Here is a 20198-nt window from a genome sequence, read left to right on the forward strand (position 1 = left end):
TGATGTCTCCAAGAATTGAATGCCGGCGCACACGCCTAGGCGCGGCGCAGTCGAACGGGCGGCCGTCCGGCGACGTTCTTGGCAAACGAGAAAGCCGTGCGACCGAATTGCGAAATGTTCTATATGCGAACTAAAGATCGTGTATCGAACATTTAAGGCCATCATAGAGGCTGGGAGAAATCCCTGTCAAGCACAGTGGCGTTCCGGCGGCGCGTTCGCCCAAGGCATCGGCAATCGACAAACCTCGGATCGCCCTCGTTGGCCCAAGGTTGGCGAAAGACGAGCCTTGAGCTATCTTCACGGCTGCCCCATTTCGCCACAGGCCATGAGCAAAGCCCCCCAAGTGTCGCCCCCCTCTTCTGACGAAGCCGCCGAAGCGCCGGACAAACCGGGCGACTCCTATGTCCAATCGTTCGCGCGCGGTCTTGCGGTGATCCGCACGTTCAACGCGGAACGACCCGAGCAGACGCTGACCGATGTCGCCGCCGCCGCCGGGCTCACGCGCGCGGGCGCGCGCCGCATTCTGCTCACGCTGCAAACGCTCGGGTACGTCGAAGCCGAAGGACGCCTCTTTCGCCTTACGCCCAGGATCCTCGATCTCGGCTTTGCCTACCTGACGTCGATGCCGTTCTGGAATCTGGCCGAGCCGATCATGGAAGACTTGTCGGCGCAGGTGCATGAAAGCTGCTCGGCGGCCGTGCTCGACCGCACCGAAATCGTCTACGTGCTGCGCGTGCCGACGCACAAGATCATGACGATCAACCTCTCGATCGGCAGCCGCTTGCCGGCCTATTGCACGTCGATGGGCCGCGTCCTGCTTTCGGCGTTGAGTGAGCAAGAACTCGACGCCACGCTCGACGCCACGCAGATCGTCGCGCACACGCCGCGCACGATCGTCGACAGGGACGAGCTCAAGAAGACCATCGCTCAAGTCGGCGCGCAAGGCTGGGCGATCGTCGATCAGGAACTCGAAGCCGGCCTGATCTCGATGTCCGCGCCGATTCGCAACCGGCAGGGACGCATCATCGCCGCGCTCAACATCAGCGGCAACGTACAGCGCAAGTCCGCGAAGCAGATGGTGAAAGCGTTTTTGGAGCCGTTGCAGCAGGCATCGCGGACCGTCTCCGAACTGGTGGCGCGGCGCGGTTAGGCTTCATCTGCGCTTCGGTGCGGCTGCGCGAGCAAGCCGAAGACGATCAGCGCCGACAGCAGCGTGATGGCGATCAACGCGTATAGAAGCATCCGAAACGCATCCGCGTAGACCTTGATGAGCCGCGCGTGACTCAACCCCGGGACCAGAGCCGCCGCATCGCCCAGGTCTCCGGTTGCCGCGCGTTGGGCCGCCATGGCCAAGCTCGGCGCCGCAGCGGCAAGATGCGGCTCGCGCGCGAGCCCGCCTTGAATCAATCCCGCGAGCAGCGCGCCGACAATCGCCAGCGCGATCCCCTCCCCGGCCACGCGCGTCGTGCTGAAGATGCCGGTCGCCATGCCGGCGCGCTCCTTCGGCACGACGCTAACCGACAGGCCGTCCATCAGCCCCCAGGGCATGCCCGTCCCGAAACCGATGACGAACATCGCGAGCATCGTGCCGCGCGGCGACTGCCCGGGCTCGATACGCGACAGCAGATAAAGACCCAAAGCGGCGATCAGCAGCCCGACACCCGACACCACCGCCGGCCGCACCCATCGCGTGACAAGGGCCGCGGCAAACGGCACGAACAAGAGCGGCGCCGATAACGCGATCATCATCAATCCGCCGCTCACCTCGCTGCGTCCCTCGATGCCGATGAAGCGGATCGGCAGCAAGATCAGCAGCACGACAAAGCAATAGCAGGTCGCGACCGGCAGCGCTTGAACGCCCACGAAGCGCGGATAGCGAAAGAGCGTGAGATCGAGCATCGGCCGCGCCGTCCATCGCTCGATCACGAAGAACGCCACGGCGCACGCCGCCGATAACGCGAAGAGCCCGACGACGAGACCACTGGTCCAGCCGCTTTCCGGCGCCTGCAGCACACCCCAGGTCAGCGTCGCCAGGAAGCCGGTGAATGCGACGGTGCCCGTCCAATCCACGCCCGCGGCATCCGGATCACGCGATTCGCGCATGCGCGGCACGCCGAACAGCAGCACCAGCGCGCCAATGAGGGCGCTCGAGACGAAAATCGACCGCCAACCGTAGCGGTCGATGAGGCACCCCGCGAGGATCGGACCAAACGCAAGCCCCACGCCGAAGGTCGTGCCGAGCAGGCTGAACGCGCGCGTGCGCGCGTCGCCGTCGAACTCCTGCGCAAGCGCGGCAGACCCGCCCGACAGCGCCGCAGCCCCAGCGACGCCCTGTGCCGCCCGCAACACGTCGAGCCAGCCGACGCTCGGCGCAAGGCCGATCAGCAGCGACAACAACACAAAGAGCGCAATCCCGATCGCGAAGATCCGCTTGCGGCCGAACACGTCCGCGAGCGTTCCCGCCGCCATGAGCACGCTGCCGAAACTGAGCATGAACGCGTTGGTGATCCAGTTCAGCGCGACGGGACTCCCGCCGAGATCGTGGCTGATCGCCGGGATCGCGACGGGCGCGCCGGCGAAGCTCAGCGGCAGCGTCACCGCCGCGAGGCAGACGGTGCCGAGCACGGCGAGCGGATGGTGGGCGCCCCCGGCCCGTGCGTGCTGCAAGGGCAAAGGCGAGCGCGAAAGCGGCGCGCGGCGGCCGGCGCGGCGTTTGCCAGCGGAATCAGTCGACATCGAATCCTCTTGAATTACGCTCGCCGCGCCATGGCGAAACGAGGCGGTGGATGAGTTCGACCGATGATAAAGTGGCCGCAATCGCGATAAAACGCCCTATTCGCCCGCCATGAACGGACAAAAATTCTCGAATCGAGGGATACGATGGATAGCCTGAGCGGCCTCTTGGCCTTCGTCCACGCCGCCCGGATGCGCAGCTTCGTCGCGGCGGGCGAACGGCTGGGCGTGTCGGCATCGGCGGTCGGCAAGAGCGTCGCGCGGCTCGAGGAAAAAATCGGCGTGCGGCTCTTGAACCGCAGCACGCGGCGCATCAGTCTGACCGAGGAAGGCACGCTGTTTTTCGAGCGGTGTCAGCGCATCGTCGGGGAGATCGAAGAGGCCGAGGCCGAAATGCTGCGCGTCACCGGGACACCTAGCGGACGGTTGCGCGTGAGCCTGCCGGCGGTCGGATACCGGATGCTGATGCCGGTGCTGCCTGAATTCACGCAGCGGTATCCCGACATCGAGCTCGATCTGGATTTCAACGACCGGCTGATCGACGTGATCGCCGAGGGCGTCGACGCGGTGATTCGCAGCGGCGAGCTGAACGACTCGCGTTTGAAGGCGAAGCCGCTTGGGCCGTTTCGCTTCGTTCTTGCCGGCGCGCCTGGGTATTTCGCGCGGCGCGGCGTGCCGCTCGTGCCGCGCGAACTGGAGCAGCACGCGTGCTTGCGCTACAAGTTTCCGACCACCGGGCAGCTTCAACCGTGGAGCCTGCGCTCGCGCGCAGACGAGCCGCCCGTTGCGCTCGCGGGCGGCCTGATCTGCAACAGCGTCGAGGCGTTGATCGCCGCGGCGTCGGGCGGCCTAGGCATTGCTTATCTGCCCGACTTCGTCGTGCGCGAAGCGATCGCGGCCGGAACGCTGACGACTGTGCTTGACGACCATCTGCCTGACACGGGGCGGTTCTCGGTGCTGTGGCCGAGCAACCGGCATTTGCTGCCGAAGCTCAGAGTGTTCGTCGATTATTTGGTTGAGAAGCGGGTGCTGAGGTAGTGCTCAGACAACGCCTCTCAAGGCACTGACTTCCGCAGCAACTTAGCGGGCAGGTGTGGCGTGCGACGCGTGCCCATCACGGAATCGAGCGCAAGACGATCACCGCTCACCGTCACGTACCCGATCAGCATAACTACAAGCACAAAAATGCGCCCCCACGAGCCCGCGTCCTGTGAGCGCGCAGTTTCGCCCCTTGCATTCGAAAGAATTTTGTAATATAAATGTCAGGCCGCGCGTAGATGGACAGATTGATTAGTCATCCTACATTTCTCAAAAAGCAATGTTCGATGCCGTGACATATCACGATTCCTTCCGTGCAAGGCAAAAGGCTGGGGGGGTGACATTTGGGCCACGATGACAAGCCAGCGCATCGGCTTGACAGAAGAAGGAAGTTGGTAGCAAGCAATTTAGACTTTTGCTTTCCAACTACATCATTCCGTAGTCCTACAAAACTGTTCCTCGTCAGACGTTAAGCATGACAATTAACACGTGAGAACCTCCGTTCTCAAAATAGCAAGGAGAGTCGAATCATGATTAAATTCAAGTCCAATTTCTTGCAGCGACATAGCAAGCGCCTTCGCGACATCATCGCAATCGCACTCATCTCATTGTTTTCAATATTTCATGCCCCGGCCGCATTCTCAGAGACGACTACCAGCAATAGCGTGCATTCCGTAAATGGCAGCATTGACTACTTTGCCCCCCCAGAAGAAGATGGATTTGCAGCCAGCTGCATATTTTCCATCTTGTAGCACTGGCTACTCCCAGTGTGTCTCAAAAAATGGCAATCAAGCTGGTAGCATTTGGGGCACATCGAGGTGCCTGGACTGCATGAATCGCTGCAACTCGAGTTTCGGTGCGTGGCCGTGGGGTTCCCCAGGCTGCTAAATTTACTCGTTGCCCGGACGATTTTTGATATGACTTAGTCGGCTTGGATGTCGAGCTAGCTTCGGGCACTTGTGTCGCTTGGCGACGGCGGCAACTACGGCCTCGGTCGTGATTCCGTCGTCGCCAACAATGGATCGTTTTGGAAGGTGCAGTTTGGGCATCACCGCTGCTTTAAGCGGTTACGCCATCCGTGCGACGGGCAGCACGTTGTCTGTCGTGAGTTCACGCTCAGTTTATGGTTGTCGTGTCATAATGACAGACGCAAAGAACTAAGGAGTATTGCATGATGACCGACCCTAGCCTTGCCGCACATGGAGACCCCAATCTTTTCAAAGTCGTCAACGTCACCTTTTCACATGACTCATATTCCCTCGTTAAGGACTTCATAACTAAAAAAGGAATCGATGAGGAGGTTGAGTTTGCGTGCGACGCAATGCACCTAGGACCGATTGAATACAGCAGCATATCTTTCCGCCGGGAGTGGTTAGAAATTCACTTCGGCATCGAAATCACTGAAGATCAGATGCTCACGAGCGAAAGAACATACGCAGCCTTAAAAGAGTCAATTGAGCATGGAATACACATGGTAGCCTGGGTCAACACCAATGACTCCGTTGAATATGCAAATTTTTTGCACTGGATTGATCGCTGCGATCCCAAAAATATTTTGCTAGCGCGCCCGGACTTTCCCGGACGCGATGATCTGAACAACCCCGCTGCGGACCCGGTGACGATAATGAACTCTATCCGCGAGTCGGCAGAACTTATTCAGCCGGATTTGTTAAATAGATATCGAGAACAATGGGCTGGGCTGAAATCGGAAAACGCTGCATTCCGCCTTTTTGATGAAGAAAATAATTTCAGATCTTTTTCCATCGATGCATTTGATCAAATACTAATTTCCTCCATTTCGGCGGACTGGGACAGTATGCCAGAAATTCTGCTAAGAGCAATTCGAAAGTGCTGGGCTACCAAGCTCTCCATTCCCGGCGACTTAATCTTTTGCCATCGAATAATTGAGCTTGCTAAACATTCACCTGGGCTCGAAATGCGAGGTGATTCAAGCGCTCCAATGCAACTCGAATTTCGCTCAATTTCATGACAATTACTTAGCATGCCATGACAGCGACTGCGTTGCGTTCGAGCGAAAGAATTGCAAGCGTGCGACGCAGCGATCCTAACGGAGAGGACGTAATGCATTACCCTTTTCATATCGCGCGCCTCCATCGAAAGGGCCAAGGAAGAACAGAATGTCGTTAGTTGTGAGTGGCTTCTTTGCCGAAGGATATCGATCGCTTCAACGCATCGCCATTCCTCTAGGAAAACTAAATGTTTTCGTGGGTCAAAATGGGGTTGGAAAGACCAACCTCTATCGAGCCTTGGAGCTGCTTCAAGCGTCCGCGTCCGGACAGCTATCGTACGAGTTAGCATCCGAGGGTGGCATGGAGTCAGTTTTGTTCGCGGGGCGGAGGAATAACAGCAAACCTGCTCGGCTCATTTTGCGGGTTGAACTGTCGGATTCGCGCACCGACGAACTTCAATACGAGTATGAAGTCTCGATTGGCCTTGTTCCTCAGATCGGTGGCAATGTATCCGGGGCCGCTTTCGCCTTCGAACCGCAAGTCAAAGAGGAAACACTTCTGCACCACAACCGGGGACGTGAGTATGCTTTGCTTCAGAGACGCAATTCAGCACTGACTGTCGTCAACGACGACGGAGTCAAATCGTCCGTCGGGATTGATCTGCTTGCTTCGGAAACAGCGCTTGCTCACATTCAGGACCCAGACCGTTACCCGGCGTTGCACACGGTTCGTCGCAGTTTGATGGACTGGCGCTTCTATCATGATTTCCGCACCGACTCGGCGTCCCCATTGCGTCGAGACTGCCTTGCCGTCGCCAGTCCAACACTCGATTCGAATGGATCAAACCTTGCCGCGGTGTTTGCAACGCTAGCACATATTCGTGAGGACACAGCAGAGCTCGAGGAAGCGGTCAATGATGCATTTCCTGGCGCCGTCCTTGACATTCCTCGCCCTGGCAGGACGGCGTCATTCGGCCTGCGCTTCCCCGATTACCCGCTCCGAACATTCAATGCGATCGAACTATCGGATGGCACGCTTCGTTACCTTGCGCTGATAGGCACTCTACTTGCGTACCGCCTACCGGCGTTCCTCGCGCTCAACGAGCCAGAGGCGAGCTTGCACCCAGACCTGCTTCGCCCCTTGGCAAGACTAATCGTGCGAGCCTCAAAGCGAACGCAAGTTTGGCTCGTCACCCATTCTCAAGAGCTGGCGGATGCCCTCGCCGAAGAAGGCGGCATACGTGCACTGCATGTAATTAAGGAGAACGGCCGGACATGGATAAGGGGCCTGACGATTACAGGCGAGTTTAGAGATACGTGATTTTCGACACACCTGAATTTTCCATACCAAAATAACGAAAATAGAAAGCAAAACGTATTAATTGAAAGTAAATCCAGATAGATATTTAGCATTACTATATTTATAGGCAACATAAAATAAAAAAACATACCCCCGCAGAAACTACTGCAGCTTGATCGATGCCGCACTTTCACTCCCCCCCACCTTTGAAAGCGGGACATTTAAAATGATTCAACGCAATTTCGTAGTCGTATTGGCGATATTTTTAGTGATGCCGGGTTGTTCAATGAGAGATGATGGAATCATCAGCGATCTCGAAGCGACTTTACGGTCTCGACTTGGCGACGAAATGACAATCAGAAGCGTGCTAAAGTCACCCATCGCCGGACTCTACGAAGTAGATCTTGGAGATCGTATTATTTATAGTGACGCAACAGGTGATCGTCTACTGGTGGGAGAAATTTTTGATAGCAAAAACCGATCAAATTTAACAGAATCACGCTTCTCAGAAATCAATAAGATAGATTTCTCGGCTCTTCCATTTTCTGACGCATTGAAAGTGGTGAGAGGCAATGGTAGTCGCAAGCTTGCAGTATTCAGCGATCCAAACTGCCCGTATTGCAAACAACTAGAAGCGGAGCTGGAATCAATCGATAACGTGACGATTTACACTTTCCTGTATCCGGTGCTATCCCCAGACTCTGTCGAGAAGTCCAGGGCTATCTGGTGCTCGCCCGACCGAACGCAGGCATGGGGGGACTGGATGCTAGATCACCGAAAGCCGACCACCACCAACATTTGCAAGACAGACGTTATAGAAAGAAATATCGCACTTGGCCACTCTTTAAATGTAAAAGGAACTCCGACCGTGTTTCTTTCGGATGGACGTCGACTGCCCGGCGCATTATCAATCGAAAAGCTAGAACAACAACTAGTAGTGGCAGTCGCTGCAAAAAAAGCTGAATAATCGGCTACTCAGGATTATAACCGGCGGGTAGTGTAATAATGAGATTGAACGCAGCCCATTTCAGCCTTAATTGATTAAATTTTCCGTAAATTTACGATGGATTTATTTTCCAATAAGTGAAATCCCTATTTCTGGTGCAGCACCGCTTCAGCATATAAGATCATGTTAATAATGTTTCGCAATTGCAGACCGGTCAAATTGGCGACGGCGAGCATGAAAGTATGCTACGTAATCGGTCCAGCGTTACTTCAGCGCAACTCGTTACCCAATCAAATCCCATAAAATCATCATTAGAGTTGTCTCTCAATCACTTGATTTTCTCATGAAAGAAATTCGACGCCCCCGGATCATGGCGGCGCTAGGCGTCATTGCACTGATTCTGCTTGCCGTGGTCTACCACCTGTTTTTCTCCAGCGACAAGAACCCGCAATACCTGACCGCTCAAGTCGCTCGCGCGGATCTGGAAGACGCCGTTCTCGCCTCAGGCACCCTACAGGCGTTCAAGCAAGTCGACGTCGGCGCTCAGGTCTCCGGCCAATTGAAATCGCTGAAGGTGAACCTCGGCGACAACGTGAAAAGGGACCAGTGGCTCGCCGAAATCGATCCGGTCATTTCCGAGAACACGCTGCGTCAGGCCGTGGCGAACGAAGCGAATCTCGCCGCGCAACGGCTCGCCACGGCCGCCCAACTCAAGCAGGCCGAGCTGGGCCTCAAGCGTCAACAGCAAATGCTCCCCGACGATGCGACCTCGCGGCAAGACTTGGAAGCTGCTCAGGCGCGGTTCGACGTGCAACGCGCGACGCTGGCGTCCCTCGACGCACAAATCCGCGCCGCCCGAATCCAGATCGAGACAGCGCAGGCGAGCCTGGGCTATACGCGCATCAGCGCGCCGATGGACGGCGAAGTGGTGGCCATTGTCACGCAGGAAGGCCAGACCGTGATCGCGCAACAGCTGGCTCCGGTGATCCTCAAGCTCGCCCATCTCGACACAATGACGGTTAAAGCGCAGGTATCCGAAGCGGACGTAATCCGCATCCATCCGGGCCAGAGCGCCTACTTCACGATTCTCGGCGACGCGGACAAGCGCTATCACGGCAAGCTGCGGGCAATCGAGCCCGCGCCGCAGAACTTTCTTGATATGCAAGCCGGCGCGGGCGGCACGGGCAGCGGCTCGTCGAAACCGAACACGGCTGTGTTCTACAACGCACTCTTCGAGGTGCCCAACCCCGAGCACCGTTTGCGCATTTCGATGACGGCACAGGTCGGCATTCTGCTCGGCGCAGCGCAGAATGTGCTGGTGATTCCAGCAGCCGCGCTCGGGCCGAAGGACAAAGACGGCGCGTTTCCCGTGCGCGTGCTTGGCAAAGACAATCGTGTCGAAACACGCAAGGTCAGCACGGGCATCAACAACAACGTGAAAGTGGAAGTGCTGTCTGGCTTGAAAGAAGGGGAAAACGTGATTGTCGGCGAGGCGACCGATCATCCCGAGCCCGATGCGGCCCCCAGCGCGAGAGACTGACAATGTCGGAACCACTGCTACAGCTGACAAACGTCACGCGCCGCTTTCCGGCGGGCGACAAGGATGTCGTCGTACTCGAGAGCATCGACCTGACAATCCACGCAGGCGAAATTGTCGCGATCATCGGCGCATCGGGTTCGGGCAAGTCGACACTCATGAACATCCTCGGCTGCCTCGACCATCCGAGTTCCGGTAGCTATCGAATCGGAGGGCGCGAAACCAGCGAATTATCCAACGACGAGTTCGCGCAATTGCGCCGCGAGTATTTCGGCTTCATCTTCCAGCGCTACCATCTGCTGCCGCACCTAAGCGCGGCGGCCAATGTCGAAATGCCGGCCGTCTATGGAGGCAGCTCGCACGCCGAGCGGCGCGAGCGCGCGCAGCGATTGCTCGAAAACCTCGGCCTCGCCGCACGCGCCGAGCATCGGCCGAGCCAGCTCTCGGGCGGCCAGCAGCAACGCGTGTCCATCGCGCGCGCGCTCATGAACGGCGGCAACGTGATCCTCGCCGACGAACCAACAGGCGCGCTCGATACGAAAAGCGGTCAGGACGTTATCCGCGTGCTGCGCGAGCTGAACTCGCTCGGCCACACCGTCATCATCGTCACGCACGACAAGCAGGTCGCGGTGCACGCGCATCGCATCGTCGAGATCAGCGACGGCAAAATCGTCGGTGACCACGCCAATCCGCAATACGTCGAAAACGCCGCGAGCCGTGACGATACGGACAACAACCCGCCACCGCACGCGGCCCCGCTCGCTGCAGGAATCGGCCGTTTCGCCGAGGCGTTCAAGATGGCGTGGGCCGCTCTCGTCTCCCATCGGCTGCGCACGCTCTTGACGATGCTCGGCATCATCATCGGCATCACGTCGGTGGTGTCGATCGTCGCCATCGGCGAAGGAGCGAAGCGGTACATGCTCAGCGAAATCAGCAGCATCGGCACCAACACCATCGATATTTATCCTGGCCGCGGCTGGGGTGACAGCCGCGCCGGCGATATCCAGACGCTGGCGCCGGCCGACGCGTCGGCGCTCGCCGAGCAACACTACGTCGACAGCGCGACGCCAATCACATCGCGCAGTCTCATGCTGCGATATCGCAACATCGATTTGAACGCGATGGTCAACGGCGTCGGTGAACGTTTTTTCCAGGTCAACAACGTATCGCTCGGCACGGGGATCTCGTTCAGCGCCGAAGACGTCCGCCGTCAAGCGCAAGTCGCCGTGATCGACCGCAACACGCAGCGCCAGCTGTTCGGCACATCAATCAATCCGCTCGGCCAGATCATCCTGATCGACAACCAGCCGTGCGTCGTGATTGGCGTCGCGGCGGAGAAAAAATCGGCGTTTGGCTCGACGAAAGACCTCAACATCTGGGTGCCGTTCACCACAGCGAGCACCCGTCTGTTCGGACAGCAGTTTCTCGACAGCATCCGAGTCAGAGTTCGCGACGGCCAACCCAGCGCCGCCGCCGAGAGCAGCTTAACCACGCTCTTGAGTCAGCGGCACGGCCGAAAGGACTTCTATATGGACAACATGGACAGCATCGTCAAAACAGTCGAAAACACGGGCCGATCGATGACGCTGCTGCTTTCGCTTATCGCGGTGATTTCGCTCGTCGTCGGAGGGATCGGCGTGATGAACATCATGCTTGTGTCCGTCACCGAGCGCACCCGCGAAATCGGCATCCGCATGGCGGTCGGCGCGCGCCAGACGGACATCCTGCAGCAGTTCCTTGTCGAAGCCGTAATGGTGTGCCTGATGGGCGGTGCAATCGGCATTGTGATGTCGTTCGCGATGAGTTTCGTGTTCTCTCTGTTTGTGGATCAATGGAAAATGGTGTTCTCGGCCAGCTCGATCGTCTCGGCATTCTTGTGCTCGACGCTGATCGGCATCGTGTTCGGCTTCATGCCGGCTCTCAACGCATCGCGGCTCGATCCGATCGATGCACTCGCTCGCGATTGATGGAAAGCCGACCATGATTTCGATAGCACGCTTTCCCCACCGCGCCGCCGCATGGGCTGCTGTCGTCGCACTGAGCGGATGCGCGATATCGGCGAAGCAGCCGAGCCCGGCCATCGATATGCCCGCGCAATGGGCCTCGCCTGGCGATACGGAAGCCGAACCCACACCTGCGCAATGGTGGCTAAGTTTCAACGATCCGTTGCTCGACCGTTTGATCGGCGACGTCCTGCGCACAAACAACGATCTGGCGGCCGCGGCCATCCGCGTCTATCGCGCGCAGTTGGAGGCCGGTCTCGTCGACACGAATCTCACGCCGTCCGTTGCGCTCGGCACGAACGGCAGCTTCACGCGCACGCTCGACACGCACCAGATGAGCCGCGCAAGCAGCATCGCGGGATCGCTCAGCTATGAGCTGGACCTATGGGGCAAGCTTGCCGCCGAACGCGACGCCGCACGCTGGGCCGCTGAAGCGACGCAAGCCGACCGCGATACCGTGCAACTGGCGCTGATCGGTACGACGGCCGCGCTCTTCTGGCAGGTGAGCTACCTGAATCAGCAGATCGCATTCGGGGAGTCCAGCATCGTCTATGCCGAGCAAACGCTCGCTCTCGTCAAATCGCGCTACGCGGCGGGGGCCGTTTCGGGCCTTGACATGACACAGGCGGAGCAAAACCTCTCCGAGCAACGCGCGTCGCTAACGCAGTTGATCCAGCAGCGCACCGAAAACCGCAACGCGCTTGCGATTCTCTTCGACGGTCCGCCCCAGGCCCAGGGTCCCGAGCGTGACGCATTGCCCGATACGCCGTTGCCCGCGGTCAGAGCCGGCGTGCCTGCCGAACTGCTCGGACGTCGCCCGGATTTGCGCGCCGCCGAATTTCGCCTGCGTGAGTCGCTTGCCAATGTCGACGTCACGCGCACAAGCTTCTATCCGACGTTGACGCTGACCGGTAGTCTCGGGACGACGAGCCAGAACCTCACCAGCTTGCTGCAGAACCCCGTGGCGACGCTCGGCGCCGGGCTCTCACTGCCGTTCATTCAATGGAACACGATGCAACTGCGGATCAAGGTGTCGAAGAGCGAATATGAGGAAGCCGTCGTGAACTTTCGGCAGAAGCTATATGGCGCGCTGAGCGAGGTGGAGAACGCGCTGTCGGCGCGCGTTCAGCTCGAAAGCGAGGCGACGCAGCGCAACTTGTCACTCATGCAGGCGCAACGTGCGGAAACCCTCGCGAAAGCGCGCTTCAAAGCGGGCGCGACGGGTGTACAGCCATGGCTCGACCAGCAGCAGCGGTTGCGGGACGCACAAAGCGCCCAAGCGTTGAGTCAGTTGAATCGCCTCAACAATCTGATGAACCTGTACAAAGCACTCGGCGGCGGCGATGCCGCTCCCCCTCTGGCCAGCTCCGCCTCGGCTTCCCTCACACTCGGCGAGCGGTAGGCGGCGAGAGGTCGCGCTACTACCCCAAATCGTTCTCGCTGCCGAGCAGTTCGTGCGCTACGCGGCATATGGCATGCGGTATTTGGCATGTTGCATACCAAACGCGAGCCGCTTGTCCTGGGATGGTCCTCGGACGCGTTTCGCGGCGTCGCCGCGCATCACGCGACGCGGCCCGCCGTTTGCGCAACCCCGCGCAACACGTCAACGAACCGCTGCCCAGCAGTTTCAAGCGCTCCCGAATTGTCGATCGACGTCAGCCGCACGCCGTCGGGCACCTGGAACGGCGCATGCCGGGCCAAGCGCGCCGCGACTTGCTCAGCGGTCTCGCGCGCCCGCGCGCCGAGACGTGCCGCGAGGATGTGCGGCGCTGCGTCGACATGGACGAGCTGGGCAAGCGGATAGCGCGCCAACACCTCGCGCAAATGCTGCCGCGAGCCGTTGACGACCACTGCGCATCCCCGTGCGAGCCACGCGTCGAGTTCGATGCCGATTCCATAGCGCAATTCGTGGCTCGCCCATTCGAGCGCAAAGAGGCCAAGGTTCGAGCGGCGCGCGAACTCGTCGGCCGTCAGCGCGATGTGATTTTCTCCGTGGCCTACAGGCCGCGTGATGTAGCGGTGCGCGAAGACGATCGGTTCACCCGCGAGCGTGTCGCGGGCATAGGCGAGCAGCGAGTCCTTGCCCGCGCCGGAAGGTCCCATTACGTAGACGAGGCCGCCGCTCATCGCGCACTCCGTGCTGCGTTGCCGGCCTGCGCGCCATCGCTCGCGTTGCCCGCTTGGGCCGCATCGGCCAGGAACGGCAGCCGCTGCCAGAGCACGAACGGCGCACCCGGCGACGGCTCGACGAACAGCGCCACCCCATCGACCGGCAGCGGCCCCAGACGCGCCGCCTCCGCATGCCAATGGCGAATAAGCGCGTCGCATTCGTCATCGTCGGAAAGGGAATCGGAGAGCGTCATATGAAAACGAAACTCGTCGAGCACATACGGATAGCCCCACTCCAGCAGCAATTCGCGCTGCCGTTCGGTCAAAGGCGCGGCCAGGCGGCGCTCGATGTCGGCGGCTGGCGGGCGGGCGCGCAGGGTGTCGAGCGTGCGCAACGCGTCGGCGGCTAGCGCGCGCAAGGCGTCGTCGCCCGACGCGGCAGCCGGACGCAGCGCGACGAAGCGGCTCAAGAGCGCCGCTTCCACCGGCGGCGAAAACGGCGTCTGGCGGCGTGCCCAGGCGAGCGTGGCGTCGAGCACATCGCCCGAAGCGACACCGTCCGCCAACCTGAACGGAGCAATCAGCGTGCCGTGCCATCCGTAGCGCCGCGGCGCCACAGTCACATCGCCGATTTCCCGATCCAGTGCGGCAAGCCTTGGCGGCGCGTGAATCGTGCCGGTCTCGGGATCGCGCCCGAGCCATGCGCAACCGGCCTGCCACCAGCCCGATTCGCGCGGCGGCGCGTAATAGATCGCAAAGCGCGCCTCAGCCGGCCATTGCGCAGTCGCAGCTTCGGCAGCGTCTGACGTGCCGAATTCGTCGAGCCATGCCGGCGAGCGCATCGAATTGGAAGCGCTCATGCGTCGTGCTCGATCATCAGCTGCACGCGGTCCGCCGCGAAATGCGTGATGCCGTACTTGACCGGCACGCCTTCCAGGTCGGCCTCGACGTTCTCGACCCACAGCACCGGCTGCTGCCGGTTGATATTGAGCCGCCGCGCGACTTCGGCCTCGGGCAGCACACTGCCGATCCGGCTCCACTTGCGCACGTAGTCGTGCACGCCGAATTCGGCGAGCGCCTTCGTGATGCTGTTGGTGCGCGCGAGCACTTCGGGCATGTCCGGAAAGCGCGCGGCCGGGTACCAGTTGCGTGCAAACGTCAGCGGCACGCCGTCCGATTCGTGGCGCGTTTCGATCTTGTAGACGAAGGCGCCCGCGCGAATGGCGAGCGCCTTTGCGACATTCGCATCGGCCTTCACGCGAGCCGCCGAAATCACCGCACCGCTCGGCGCGTGGTTTTGCCTTTGAAGATTTTCAGTGAAGCGCGTGCGGCGTCCGATCGAATAGTCCATCGCGCCGGGCTGCACGAACGTGCCGCGCCCCTGCTCGACGCTCACGAGGCCCAGCGCGGCAAGCCCCAGCATCGCGCGGCGCACGGTGTGGCGGTTCACGTCGAAGCGCTTGGCCAGCTCGCCTTCGCTCGGCAGCCGCCCTTCGGCGCCAAAGCCGCTCGCCGCGATTTCCGCCGCGAGGATCTGCTCGATCTGCCGCCATACGGCGACGCCCGCGCCGCGCTCGACGACGGTTCCCGGGTCCCCGTTGTCGTTCGATGCGTTCGATGTCATGGCGTTGTCATTCCCTTGGGTTTCAATTTCGTTTTGCGCATTGTAGTGCTGCCGGCGTGATGGAAATGTGAAAATCGCGCGGTGGCGCACACTGCCCAAAAATTTTACATCTAAACGTCTAGACGTTTAGACAATTAGATGGTGAAATGTTTGTACTTCAGCTCGCGTCGACAAGGAATTCCATGAGCGCTACCGTCGCCCCATCCCCCCACTCCCGCCGGCGTGCGTGGCTCGCGGTGCTCGCCCGCGCGCCGCGCGCCGACCTGGAAACCGCGCTCACTCACGCGTTCGAGGGCGCCGAGCTCCCGGCGTACGAATGGCTGCGGGCGCCCGAGATCGGGCTCGCGATGGTGCGCGGCCGCATCGGCGGCACGGGCGACCCGTTCAATCTCGGCGAGGCCACGGTCACGCGCGCCACGCTGCGTCTCAAGGGCATCAGCGGCAGCGATGGCGCGGCGCCAGTCGGCGTGGCGTGCCAGCTCGGCCGAGACAAACGCCGCGCCGAGCTCGCGGCGCTCGCCGACGCGCTGCTGCAAGTGCCCGAACGTCATGCGGCGCTCAACGAACGTTTGATCGAGCCGCTCGCCGCCCGCATGGCGGCGCAGCGCGAAACACGCCGGCAGGATGCCGCGTCGACGCGCGTCGAATTCTTCACGATGGTCCGAGGCGACTGATGAATAGCCCTTCGCACATTGCACTTTCGAGCTTGACGCCGGGTTTCGCCGATCCGGTCCACGACACGCAGGCCGTGTTCCGCACGCTCCTCGATGCGCTCGCGCGTCCCGGCACGATCGGCTCCGTCGCCGCCGCGCTACCCGAGTCCGCCGCGAATCAACCGGACGCCGGCCGCGCGGCGTTCGCCACGCTGCTCGCGCTCGCCGACGACACCACGCCGATCTGGCTCGCCACGCCCGATGCGACGCTCGGCGCCACGTTGCGCTTTCACACGGGCGCGACGTTGACCGACACGCCGTCGCGCGCCGCCTTCGCTTACGTGCACGATGCGCAAGCCTTGCCGCCGCTTGGCGCCTTCTCGCTCGGCGAACCCGAGACGCCGGAACAGGCTGCCACGCTGCTGATTCGCGTCGACGCGTTGACAGGCGGCACGCCGATCACCCTGAGCGGCCCCGGCATCGAAACGACCGCGACGATCGCGCCGCGCGGCCTGCCTGAGCGCTTCTGGCACGAGCGCGCCGAACTCGCCGTGCACTTCCCCTGCGGCATCGATTGTTATCTCATGTGCGGCGACGCGCTCGTCGGCCTGCCGCGCACCACCCGAGCGGAGGTGAACTGATGTACGTCGCCGTCAAAGGGGGCGAGCGCGCGATCGAAGCGTCGTGGCGCCTCATCGACCGCGCTCGCCGTGGCGATACGCGGCTTGCCGAGCTGTCCGCCGCGCAGATCCGCGAGCAGTTGCGCCTGGCCGTTGCGCGCGTGATGACCGAGGGCTCCGTGTACGACGAAGAGCTGGCCGCGCTCGCGATCAAGCAGGCCGCCGGCGACCTCGTCGAAGCGATCTTTCTGCTGCGCGCGTACCGCACGACGCTGCCGCGCTTCGGCTTCACCGAGCCGCTCGACACCGAGGCGATGCTCGCCGAGCGGCGCATTTCCGCGACGTTCAAGGACGTGCCGGGCGGTCAGTTGCTCGGCGCGACCTACGATTACACGCAACGTCTGCTCGATTTCGCGCTCCTGGCCGAAGGCGGCGAGGGTGACGCTGCAGCTTCGCAAGAGGCGTTTTCGCTGCGCACCACGCACGACGACGCGTGCAGCCAACCCGAGCCGATGCCCCGCGTCGTGGCCCTGCTCGACCAGGAAGGTCTGATCGAGCAGGAACGCCCCTCGAAAAACGCCGCGGAACCCGGCGACCTTTCACGCGAGCCGCTCGCCTTCCCAGCCCACCGCACGACGCGCCTGCAGAATCTCGCGCGCGGCGACGAAGGCTTCCTGCTCGCGATGGGCTACGCCACGCAGCGCGGCTACGCCCACGCGCACCCGTTCGCGGGCGAGATCCGCTACGGCCACGTCGCCGTCGAAATGGATCTGCCGGAGCTGGGCTTCGCGGTCGAGATCGGCGAGCTCGACGTCACCGAATGCCAGATGGTCAACCAGTTCAAGGGCAGCACGGAAGCCCCGCCCGCGTTCACGCAAGGCTACGGCCTCGTGTTCGGCCATTCCGAGCGCAAAGCGATGGCGATGGCGCTCGTCGACCGCGCGCTGCGCGCGCAGGAACTCGGCGAGACGGTCTCGTCGCCGACCCAGGACGTCGAATTCATGCTGTCGCATAGCGATAACGTCGAGGCGTCCGGTTTCGTCCAGCACTTGAAGCTGCCGCACTACGTCGACTTCCAGGCCGAGCTCGAGCTCGTGAGACGGTTGCGCGCACAACATGATGGCCGCGAGCGCGGCGATGACGAGGAACAAGCCGCATGAACGCTCCCGATATGCAGGTCTTATCCAATACCGATACCGATACCGATACCGATGCCGGCACCGGTCTGGCCGCCGATGCAAGCAGCGCCGCCGAGGGCTACAACTTCGCCTATCTCGACGAGCAGACCAAGCGCATGATCCGGCGCGCGCTGCTCAAGGCCGTTGCGGTGCCGGGCCATCAGGTGCCGTTCGCGTCGCGCGAAATGCCGCTGCCGTTCGGCTGGGGCACGGGCGGCATTCAAGTGACGTCGGCGATCATCGGTCGCGACGATACGCTCAAAGTGATCGACCAGGGCTCCGACGAAACGACGAACGCCGTCAACATCCGCCGCTTCTTTGCACGCACGGCGGGCGTGAGAACGACGCGCAAGACCGCGGAAGCCACGATCGTCCAGACACGCCACCGCATTCCCGAAACGCCGCTGACCGCGAACCAGATCCTCGTCTACCAGGTGCCGAACCCCGAGCCGCTCTTCAAGCTCGAGCCGCGCATCGCCGAGTGCAAGAAGCTCCACTCGCTCGCCGACTACGGCCTCATCAGCGTGAAGCTCTACGAGGACATCGTGCGCCACGGAAGCATCGCGACGACCTATGACTACCCGGTGATCGTCAACGGCCGCTATCTGACCTCGCCGTCGCCGATCCCCAAGTTCGACAATCCGAAAATGCACATGAACCCCGGGCTGCAGTTGTTCGGCGCCGGCCGCGAGCGGCGCATCTACGCGATTCCGCCCTACACGTCCGTGCGCAGCCTCGACTTCGACGACCACCCTTTCGAGATCCAGCGCTGGGAGCATGCGTGCGCGCTGTGCGGCTCGCGCGAGAGCTTCCTCGACGAGATGATCGTCGACGATGCGGGCAAGCGCATGTTCGTCTGCTCCGACAGCGATTACTGCCACGACCGGCGCGATGCACTAGAAGCACAAGAACCACAAGTAGCAGGAGAACGCGCATGACGCCGCTCCTCTCCGCCCGCGCCGTCACGAAGCAATTCGGCGGCCGCAATGGCTGCGCCGACGTCACGTTCGACCTCTATCCGGGCGAGGTGCTGTGCATCGTCGGCGAATCGGGCTCGGGCAAGTCGACGCTCCTGAACACGCTTGCGCTGCGCGCCGAAGCCGATAGCGGCGCGCTCCGCTACACGAACACGAACGGCGAAGCGATCGATCTGTTCTCGCTCAGCGAACCGCGGCGGCGTCTTCTGATGCGCACCGAATGGGGCTTCGTGCAGCAGAATTCGCGCGACGGGCTGCGTCTTGGTGTATCGGCGGGCGCGAACATCGGCGAGCCGCTGATGGCGGTCGGCGCGCGCCACTACGGGCAGATCCGCAATACCGCCTCGCAATGGATGGAGCGCGTCGAACTCGACCCGGCTCGCATCGACGAGCTCCCGTCAGCGTTTTCCGGCGGCATGCAGCAGCGATTGCAGATCGCGCGCAATCTCGTCACCGGACCGCGCCTCGTGTTCATGGACGAGCCCACCGCCGGCCTCGACGTCTCGGTGCAAGCGCGCCTGCTCGATTTGCTGCGCACGCTCACGACCACGCTGCATCTCTCGGTGCTGATCGTCACGCACGACATCGGCGTCGCGCGCCTGCTCGCGCACCGGCTCATGGTGATGCAAGGCGGCAAGGTCGTCGAAGCGGGCCTCACGGATCAAGTGCTCGACGATCCGCAACATCCGTACACGCAGACGCTGGTGTCGTCTGTGCTTCCCGTCTAAAGGATCGACGATGACAACCGTCACTCGCGCACCCGAGCGCGCCTTCCTCGACAACGACGCGCTGATGCTGCGCGCGCAAGACGTCAGCAAGCGCTTCACGCTGCACACGCAAGGCGGCACGAGCATTACGGCGCTCTCAGACGTCTCGCTCGATGTCGAGCGCGGCGAATGCGTCGTGCTCGCCGGCCCTTCGGGCGCCGGCAAGAGCACGTTCTTGCGCTGCCTGTACGGCAACTATCTCGCGACGGACGGCATGATCGCGATCCGCGACGATTCGCGCGCCGAGCGCCACGTGCAGATCACCGGCGCCGAGCCGCACGACGTGATCGCGCTGCGCCGCTCGGCAGTGGGCTACGTGAGCCAGTTTCTGCGCGTGATCCCGCGCGTGCCGACGCTTGCGCTCGTCGCCGAGCCGCTGATCTCGCGCGGCGTCGACGAGAACGAAGCGAGCGAACGCGCCTCCGCCTTGCTCGCCCGGCTGAACGTGCCGCAACGTTTGTGGCCGCTCGCGCCGGCCACGTTTTCCGGCGGCGAACAGCAGCGCGTGAACATTGCACGGGGCCTGATCGCCGGGCATCCGCTGCTGCTGCTCGACGAGCCCACTGCCTCACTCGATGCACAAAACCGGGATATCGTGGCGGAATTGATCACGGAAGCGCGCCGACGCGGCGCCGCGATCGTCGGCATCTTCCACGACGAAGCGACGCGCGAGAGCGTCGCGACGCGCCGCCTCGAATTGAGCGCGCCCGCCGCCTCCCTCATTCACTGACACGCGCAATCCAA

General features: G+C 61.7%; 19 protein-coding genes. 15 read left to right on the plus strand and 4 right to left on the minus strand.

Going from position 1 to position 20198, the window contains the following annotated elements; translation table 11 throughout:
* Positions 1–325: 325 nt before the first annotated feature.
* Positions 326–1150, plus strand: coding sequence for an IclR family transcriptional regulator (locus tag FAZ95_RS34085; RefSeq protein WP_137336790.1), 825 nt, complete (start codon positions 326–328; stop codon positions 1148–1150).
* Here FAZ95_RS34085 and FAZ95_RS34090 read toward each other — a convergent pair.
* Positions 1147–2736, minus strand: a complete 1590-nt coding sequence (locus tag FAZ95_RS34090; protein WP_137336791.1) for an MFS transporter — start codon at positions 2734–2736, stop codon at positions 1147–1149. The two genes, FAZ95_RS34085 and FAZ95_RS34090, sit on opposite strands and share 4 nt — an antisense overlap.
* A 144-nt stretch (positions 2737–2880) precedes the next feature.
* Between FAZ95_RS34090 and FAZ95_RS34095 the strand changes: the two genes are divergently transcribed.
* The 8 genes from FAZ95_RS34095 to FAZ95_RS34130 all read left to right on the plus strand — a co-directional run bounded on the left by FAZ95_RS34095 (position 2881) and on the right by FAZ95_RS34130 (position 12928).
* Positions 2881–3771, plus strand: coding sequence for a LysR family transcriptional regulator (locus FAZ95_RS34095; protein ID WP_137336792.1), 891 nt, complete (start codon positions 2881–2883; stop codon positions 3769–3771).
* Positions 3772–4301: 530 nt separating this feature from the next.
* Positions 4302–4523: a hypothetical protein gene (locus FAZ95_RS39650; RefSeq protein ID WP_175425716.1), complete on the plus strand. Its 222-nt coding sequence runs from the start codon at positions 4302–4304 to the stop codon at positions 4521–4523.
* Positions 4524–4942: 419 nt separating this feature from the next.
* Positions 4943–5761 carry a DUF3658 domain-containing protein gene (locus tag FAZ95_RS34105; protein ID WP_137336794.1) on the plus strand — a complete coding sequence of 273 codons (819 nt, stop codon included), beginning with the start codon at positions 4943–4945 and terminating at the stop codon, positions 5759–5761.
* A gap of 148 nt (positions 5762–5909) precedes the next feature.
* A complete protein-coding gene (locus tag FAZ95_RS34110) occupies positions 5910–7061 on the plus strand; it encodes an AAA family ATPase (RefSeq protein WP_137336795.1) in 1152 nt (383 codons plus the stop codon).
* A gap of 205 nt (positions 7062–7266) precedes the next feature.
* Entirely contained in the window at positions 7267–8007 is a 741-nt protein-coding gene (locus FAZ95_RS34115) for a DsbC family protein (protein ID WP_137336796.1), read from the plus strand.
* 322 nt (positions 8008–8329) lie between these two features.
* The gene (gene macA / locus FAZ95_RS34120) at positions 8330–9526 is read left to right on the plus strand and encodes a macrolide transporter subunit MacA (protein ID WP_137336797.1); all 1197 of its coding nucleotides are present in this window, start codon (positions 8330–8332) and stop codon (positions 9524–9526) included.
* 2 nt (positions 9527–9528) lie between these two features.
* On the plus strand, positions 9529–11490 hold the full coding sequence (locus tag FAZ95_RS34125) for a MacB family efflux pump subunit (RefSeq protein WP_137336798.1): 1962 nt from the start codon (positions 9529–9531) through the stop codon (positions 11488–11490).
* Between the two features lie 13 nt (positions 11491–11503).
* Positions 11504–12928 (plus strand): efflux transporter outer membrane subunit, encoded by a 1425-nt coding sequence (locus FAZ95_RS34130; RefSeq protein WP_254700088.1) that lies wholly within the window; start codon positions 11504–11506, stop codon positions 12926–12928.
* Between the two features lie 158 nt (positions 12929–13086).
* Here FAZ95_RS34130 and phnN read toward each other — a convergent pair whose 3' ends face one another.
* The 3 genes from phnN to phnF are packed head-to-tail and all read right to left on the minus strand — an operon-like array spanning position 13087 to position 15259.
* On the minus strand, positions 13087–13653 hold the full coding sequence (gene phnN, locus FAZ95_RS34135; RefSeq protein WP_137336800.1) for a phosphonate metabolism protein/1,5-bisphosphokinase (PRPP-forming) PhnN: 567 nt from the start codon (positions 13651–13653) through the stop codon (positions 13087–13089).
* The gene (locus tag FAZ95_RS34140) at positions 13650–14495 is read right to left on the minus strand and encodes a DUF1045 domain-containing protein (protein WP_254700090.1); all 846 of its coding nucleotides are present in this window, start codon (positions 14493–14495) and stop codon (positions 13650–13652) included. The genes phnN and FAZ95_RS34140 overlap by 4 nt, the downstream gene beginning before the upstream one ends.
* On the minus strand, positions 14492–15259 hold the full coding sequence (phnF, locus tag FAZ95_RS34145) for a phosphonate metabolism transcriptional regulator PhnF (RefSeq protein ID WP_137336801.1): 768 nt from the start codon (positions 15257–15259) through the stop codon (positions 14492–14494). The genes FAZ95_RS34140 and phnF overlap by 4 nt, the downstream gene beginning before the upstream one ends.
* Before the next feature lie 182 nt (positions 15260–15441).
* Here phnF and phnG point away from each other — a divergent pair, with 182 nt between their 5' ends.
* From phnG to phnL, 6 genes are read left to right on the plus strand one after another with little or no spacing between them, the layout of a single operon-like run.
* Positions 15442–15933, plus strand: a complete 492-nt coding sequence (gene phnG / locus FAZ95_RS34150) for a phosphonate C-P lyase system protein PhnG (RefSeq protein WP_137336802.1) — start codon at positions 15442–15444, stop codon at positions 15931–15933.
* The gene (gene phnH, locus FAZ95_RS34155; RefSeq protein WP_137336803.1) at positions 15933–16553 is read left to right on the plus strand and encodes a phosphonate C-P lyase system protein PhnH; all 621 of its coding nucleotides are present in this window, start codon (positions 15933–15935) and stop codon (positions 16551–16553) included. The genes phnG and phnH overlap by 1 nt, the downstream gene beginning before the upstream one ends.
* Positions 16553–17692: a carbon-phosphorus lyase complex subunit gene (locus FAZ95_RS34160; RefSeq protein ID WP_137336804.1), complete on the plus strand. Its 1140-nt coding sequence runs from the start codon at positions 16553–16555 to the stop codon at positions 17690–17692. The genes phnH and FAZ95_RS34160 overlap by 1 nt, the downstream gene beginning before the upstream one ends.
* Positions 17689–18648: an alpha-D-ribose 1-methylphosphonate 5-phosphate C-P-lyase PhnJ gene (locus tag FAZ95_RS34165; protein WP_137336805.1), complete on the plus strand. Its 960-nt coding sequence runs from the start codon at positions 17689–17691 to the stop codon at positions 18646–18648. Before FAZ95_RS34160 ends, FAZ95_RS34165 begins: the two co-directional genes overlap by 4 nt.
* Positions 18645–19415 (plus strand): phosphonate C-P lyase system protein PhnK, encoded by a 771-nt coding sequence (phnK, locus tag FAZ95_RS34170; protein WP_137336806.1) that lies wholly within the window; start codon positions 18645–18647, stop codon positions 19413–19415. The genes FAZ95_RS34165 and phnK overlap by 4 nt, the downstream gene beginning before the upstream one ends.
* 10 nt (positions 19416–19425) lie before the next feature.
* The gene (gene phnL / locus FAZ95_RS34175; protein ID WP_137336807.1) at positions 19426–20184 is read left to right on the plus strand and encodes a phosphonate C-P lyase system protein PhnL; all 759 of its coding nucleotides are present in this window, start codon (positions 19426–19428) and stop codon (positions 20182–20184) included.
* The last annotated feature ends 14 nt before the right edge of the window (positions 20185–20198 follow it).

Origin of the sequence: Trinickia violacea (assembly GCF_005280735.1) — a bacterium.
Classification (GTDB): Bacteria; Pseudomonadota; Gammaproteobacteria; order Burkholderiales; family Burkholderiaceae; genus Trinickia_A; species Trinickia_A violacea.

Coding starts and splice junctions, on each gene's coding strand:
- FAZ95_RS34140 (WP_254700090.1), bottom strand. CDS start 14,495: ATGAGCGCTTCCAATTCGATGCGCTCGCCGGCATGGCTCGACGAATTC.
- macA (WP_137336797.1), top strand. CDS start 8,330: ATGAAAGAAATTCGACGCCCCCGGATCATGGCGGCGCTAGGCGTCATT.
- FAZ95_RS34110 (WP_137336795.1), top strand. CDS start 5,910: ATGTCGTTAGTTGTGAGTGGCTTCTTTGCCGAAGGATATCGATCGCTT.
- phnG (WP_137336802.1), top strand. CDS start 15,442: ATGAGCGCTACCGTCGCCCCATCCCCCCACTCCCGCCGGCGTGCGTGG.
- FAZ95_RS34085 (WP_137336790.1), top strand. CDS start 326: ATGAGCAAAGCCCCCCAAGTGTCGCCCCCCTCTTCTGACGAAGCCGCC.
- FAZ95_RS34130 (WP_254700088.1), top strand. CDS start 11,504: ATGATTTCGATAGCACGCTTTCCCCACCGCGCCGCCGCATGGGCTGCT.
- FAZ95_RS34125 (WP_137336798.1), top strand. CDS start 9,529: ATGTCGGAACCACTGCTACAGCTGACAAACGTCACGCGCCGCTTTCCG.
- FAZ95_RS34095 (WP_137336792.1), top strand. CDS start 2,881: ATGGATAGCCTGAGCGGCCTCTTGGCCTTCGTCCACGCCGCCCGGATG.
- FAZ95_RS34105 (WP_137336794.1), top strand. CDS start 4,943: ATGATGACCGACCCTAGCCTTGCCGCACATGGAGACCCCAATCTTTTC.
- phnH (WP_137336803.1), top strand. CDS start 15,933: ATGAATAGCCCTTCGCACATTGCACTTTCGAGCTTGACGCCGGGTTTC.
- FAZ95_RS34160 (WP_137336804.1), top strand. CDS start 16,553: ATGTACGTCGCCGTCAAAGGGGGCGAGCGCGCGATCGAAGCGTCGTGG.
- phnF (WP_137336801.1), bottom strand. CDS start 15,259: ATGACATCGAACGCATCGAACGACAACGGGGACCCGGGAACCGTCGTC.
- FAZ95_RS34115 (WP_137336796.1), top strand. CDS start 7,267: ATGATTCAACGCAATTTCGTAGTCGTATTGGCGATATTTTTAGTGATG.
- phnN (WP_137336800.1), bottom strand. CDS start 13,653: ATGAGCGGCGGCCTCGTCTACGTAATGGGACCTTCCGGCGCGGGCAAG.
- phnL (WP_137336807.1), top strand. CDS start 19,426: ATGACAACCGTCACTCGCGCACCCGAGCGCGCCTTCCTCGACAACGAC.
- phnK (WP_137336806.1), top strand. CDS start 18,645: ATGACGCCGCTCCTCTCCGCCCGCGCCGTCACGAAGCAATTCGGCGGC.
- FAZ95_RS34165 (WP_137336805.1), top strand. CDS start 17,689: ATGAACGCTCCCGATATGCAGGTCTTATCCAATACCGATACCGATACC.
- FAZ95_RS39650 (WP_175425716.1), top strand. CDS start 4,302: ATGATTAAATTCAAGTCCAATTTCTTGCAGCGACATAGCAAGCGCCTT.
- FAZ95_RS34090 (WP_137336791.1), bottom strand. CDS start 2,736: ATGTCGACTGATTCCGCTGGCAAACGCCGCGCCGGCCGCCGCGCGCCG.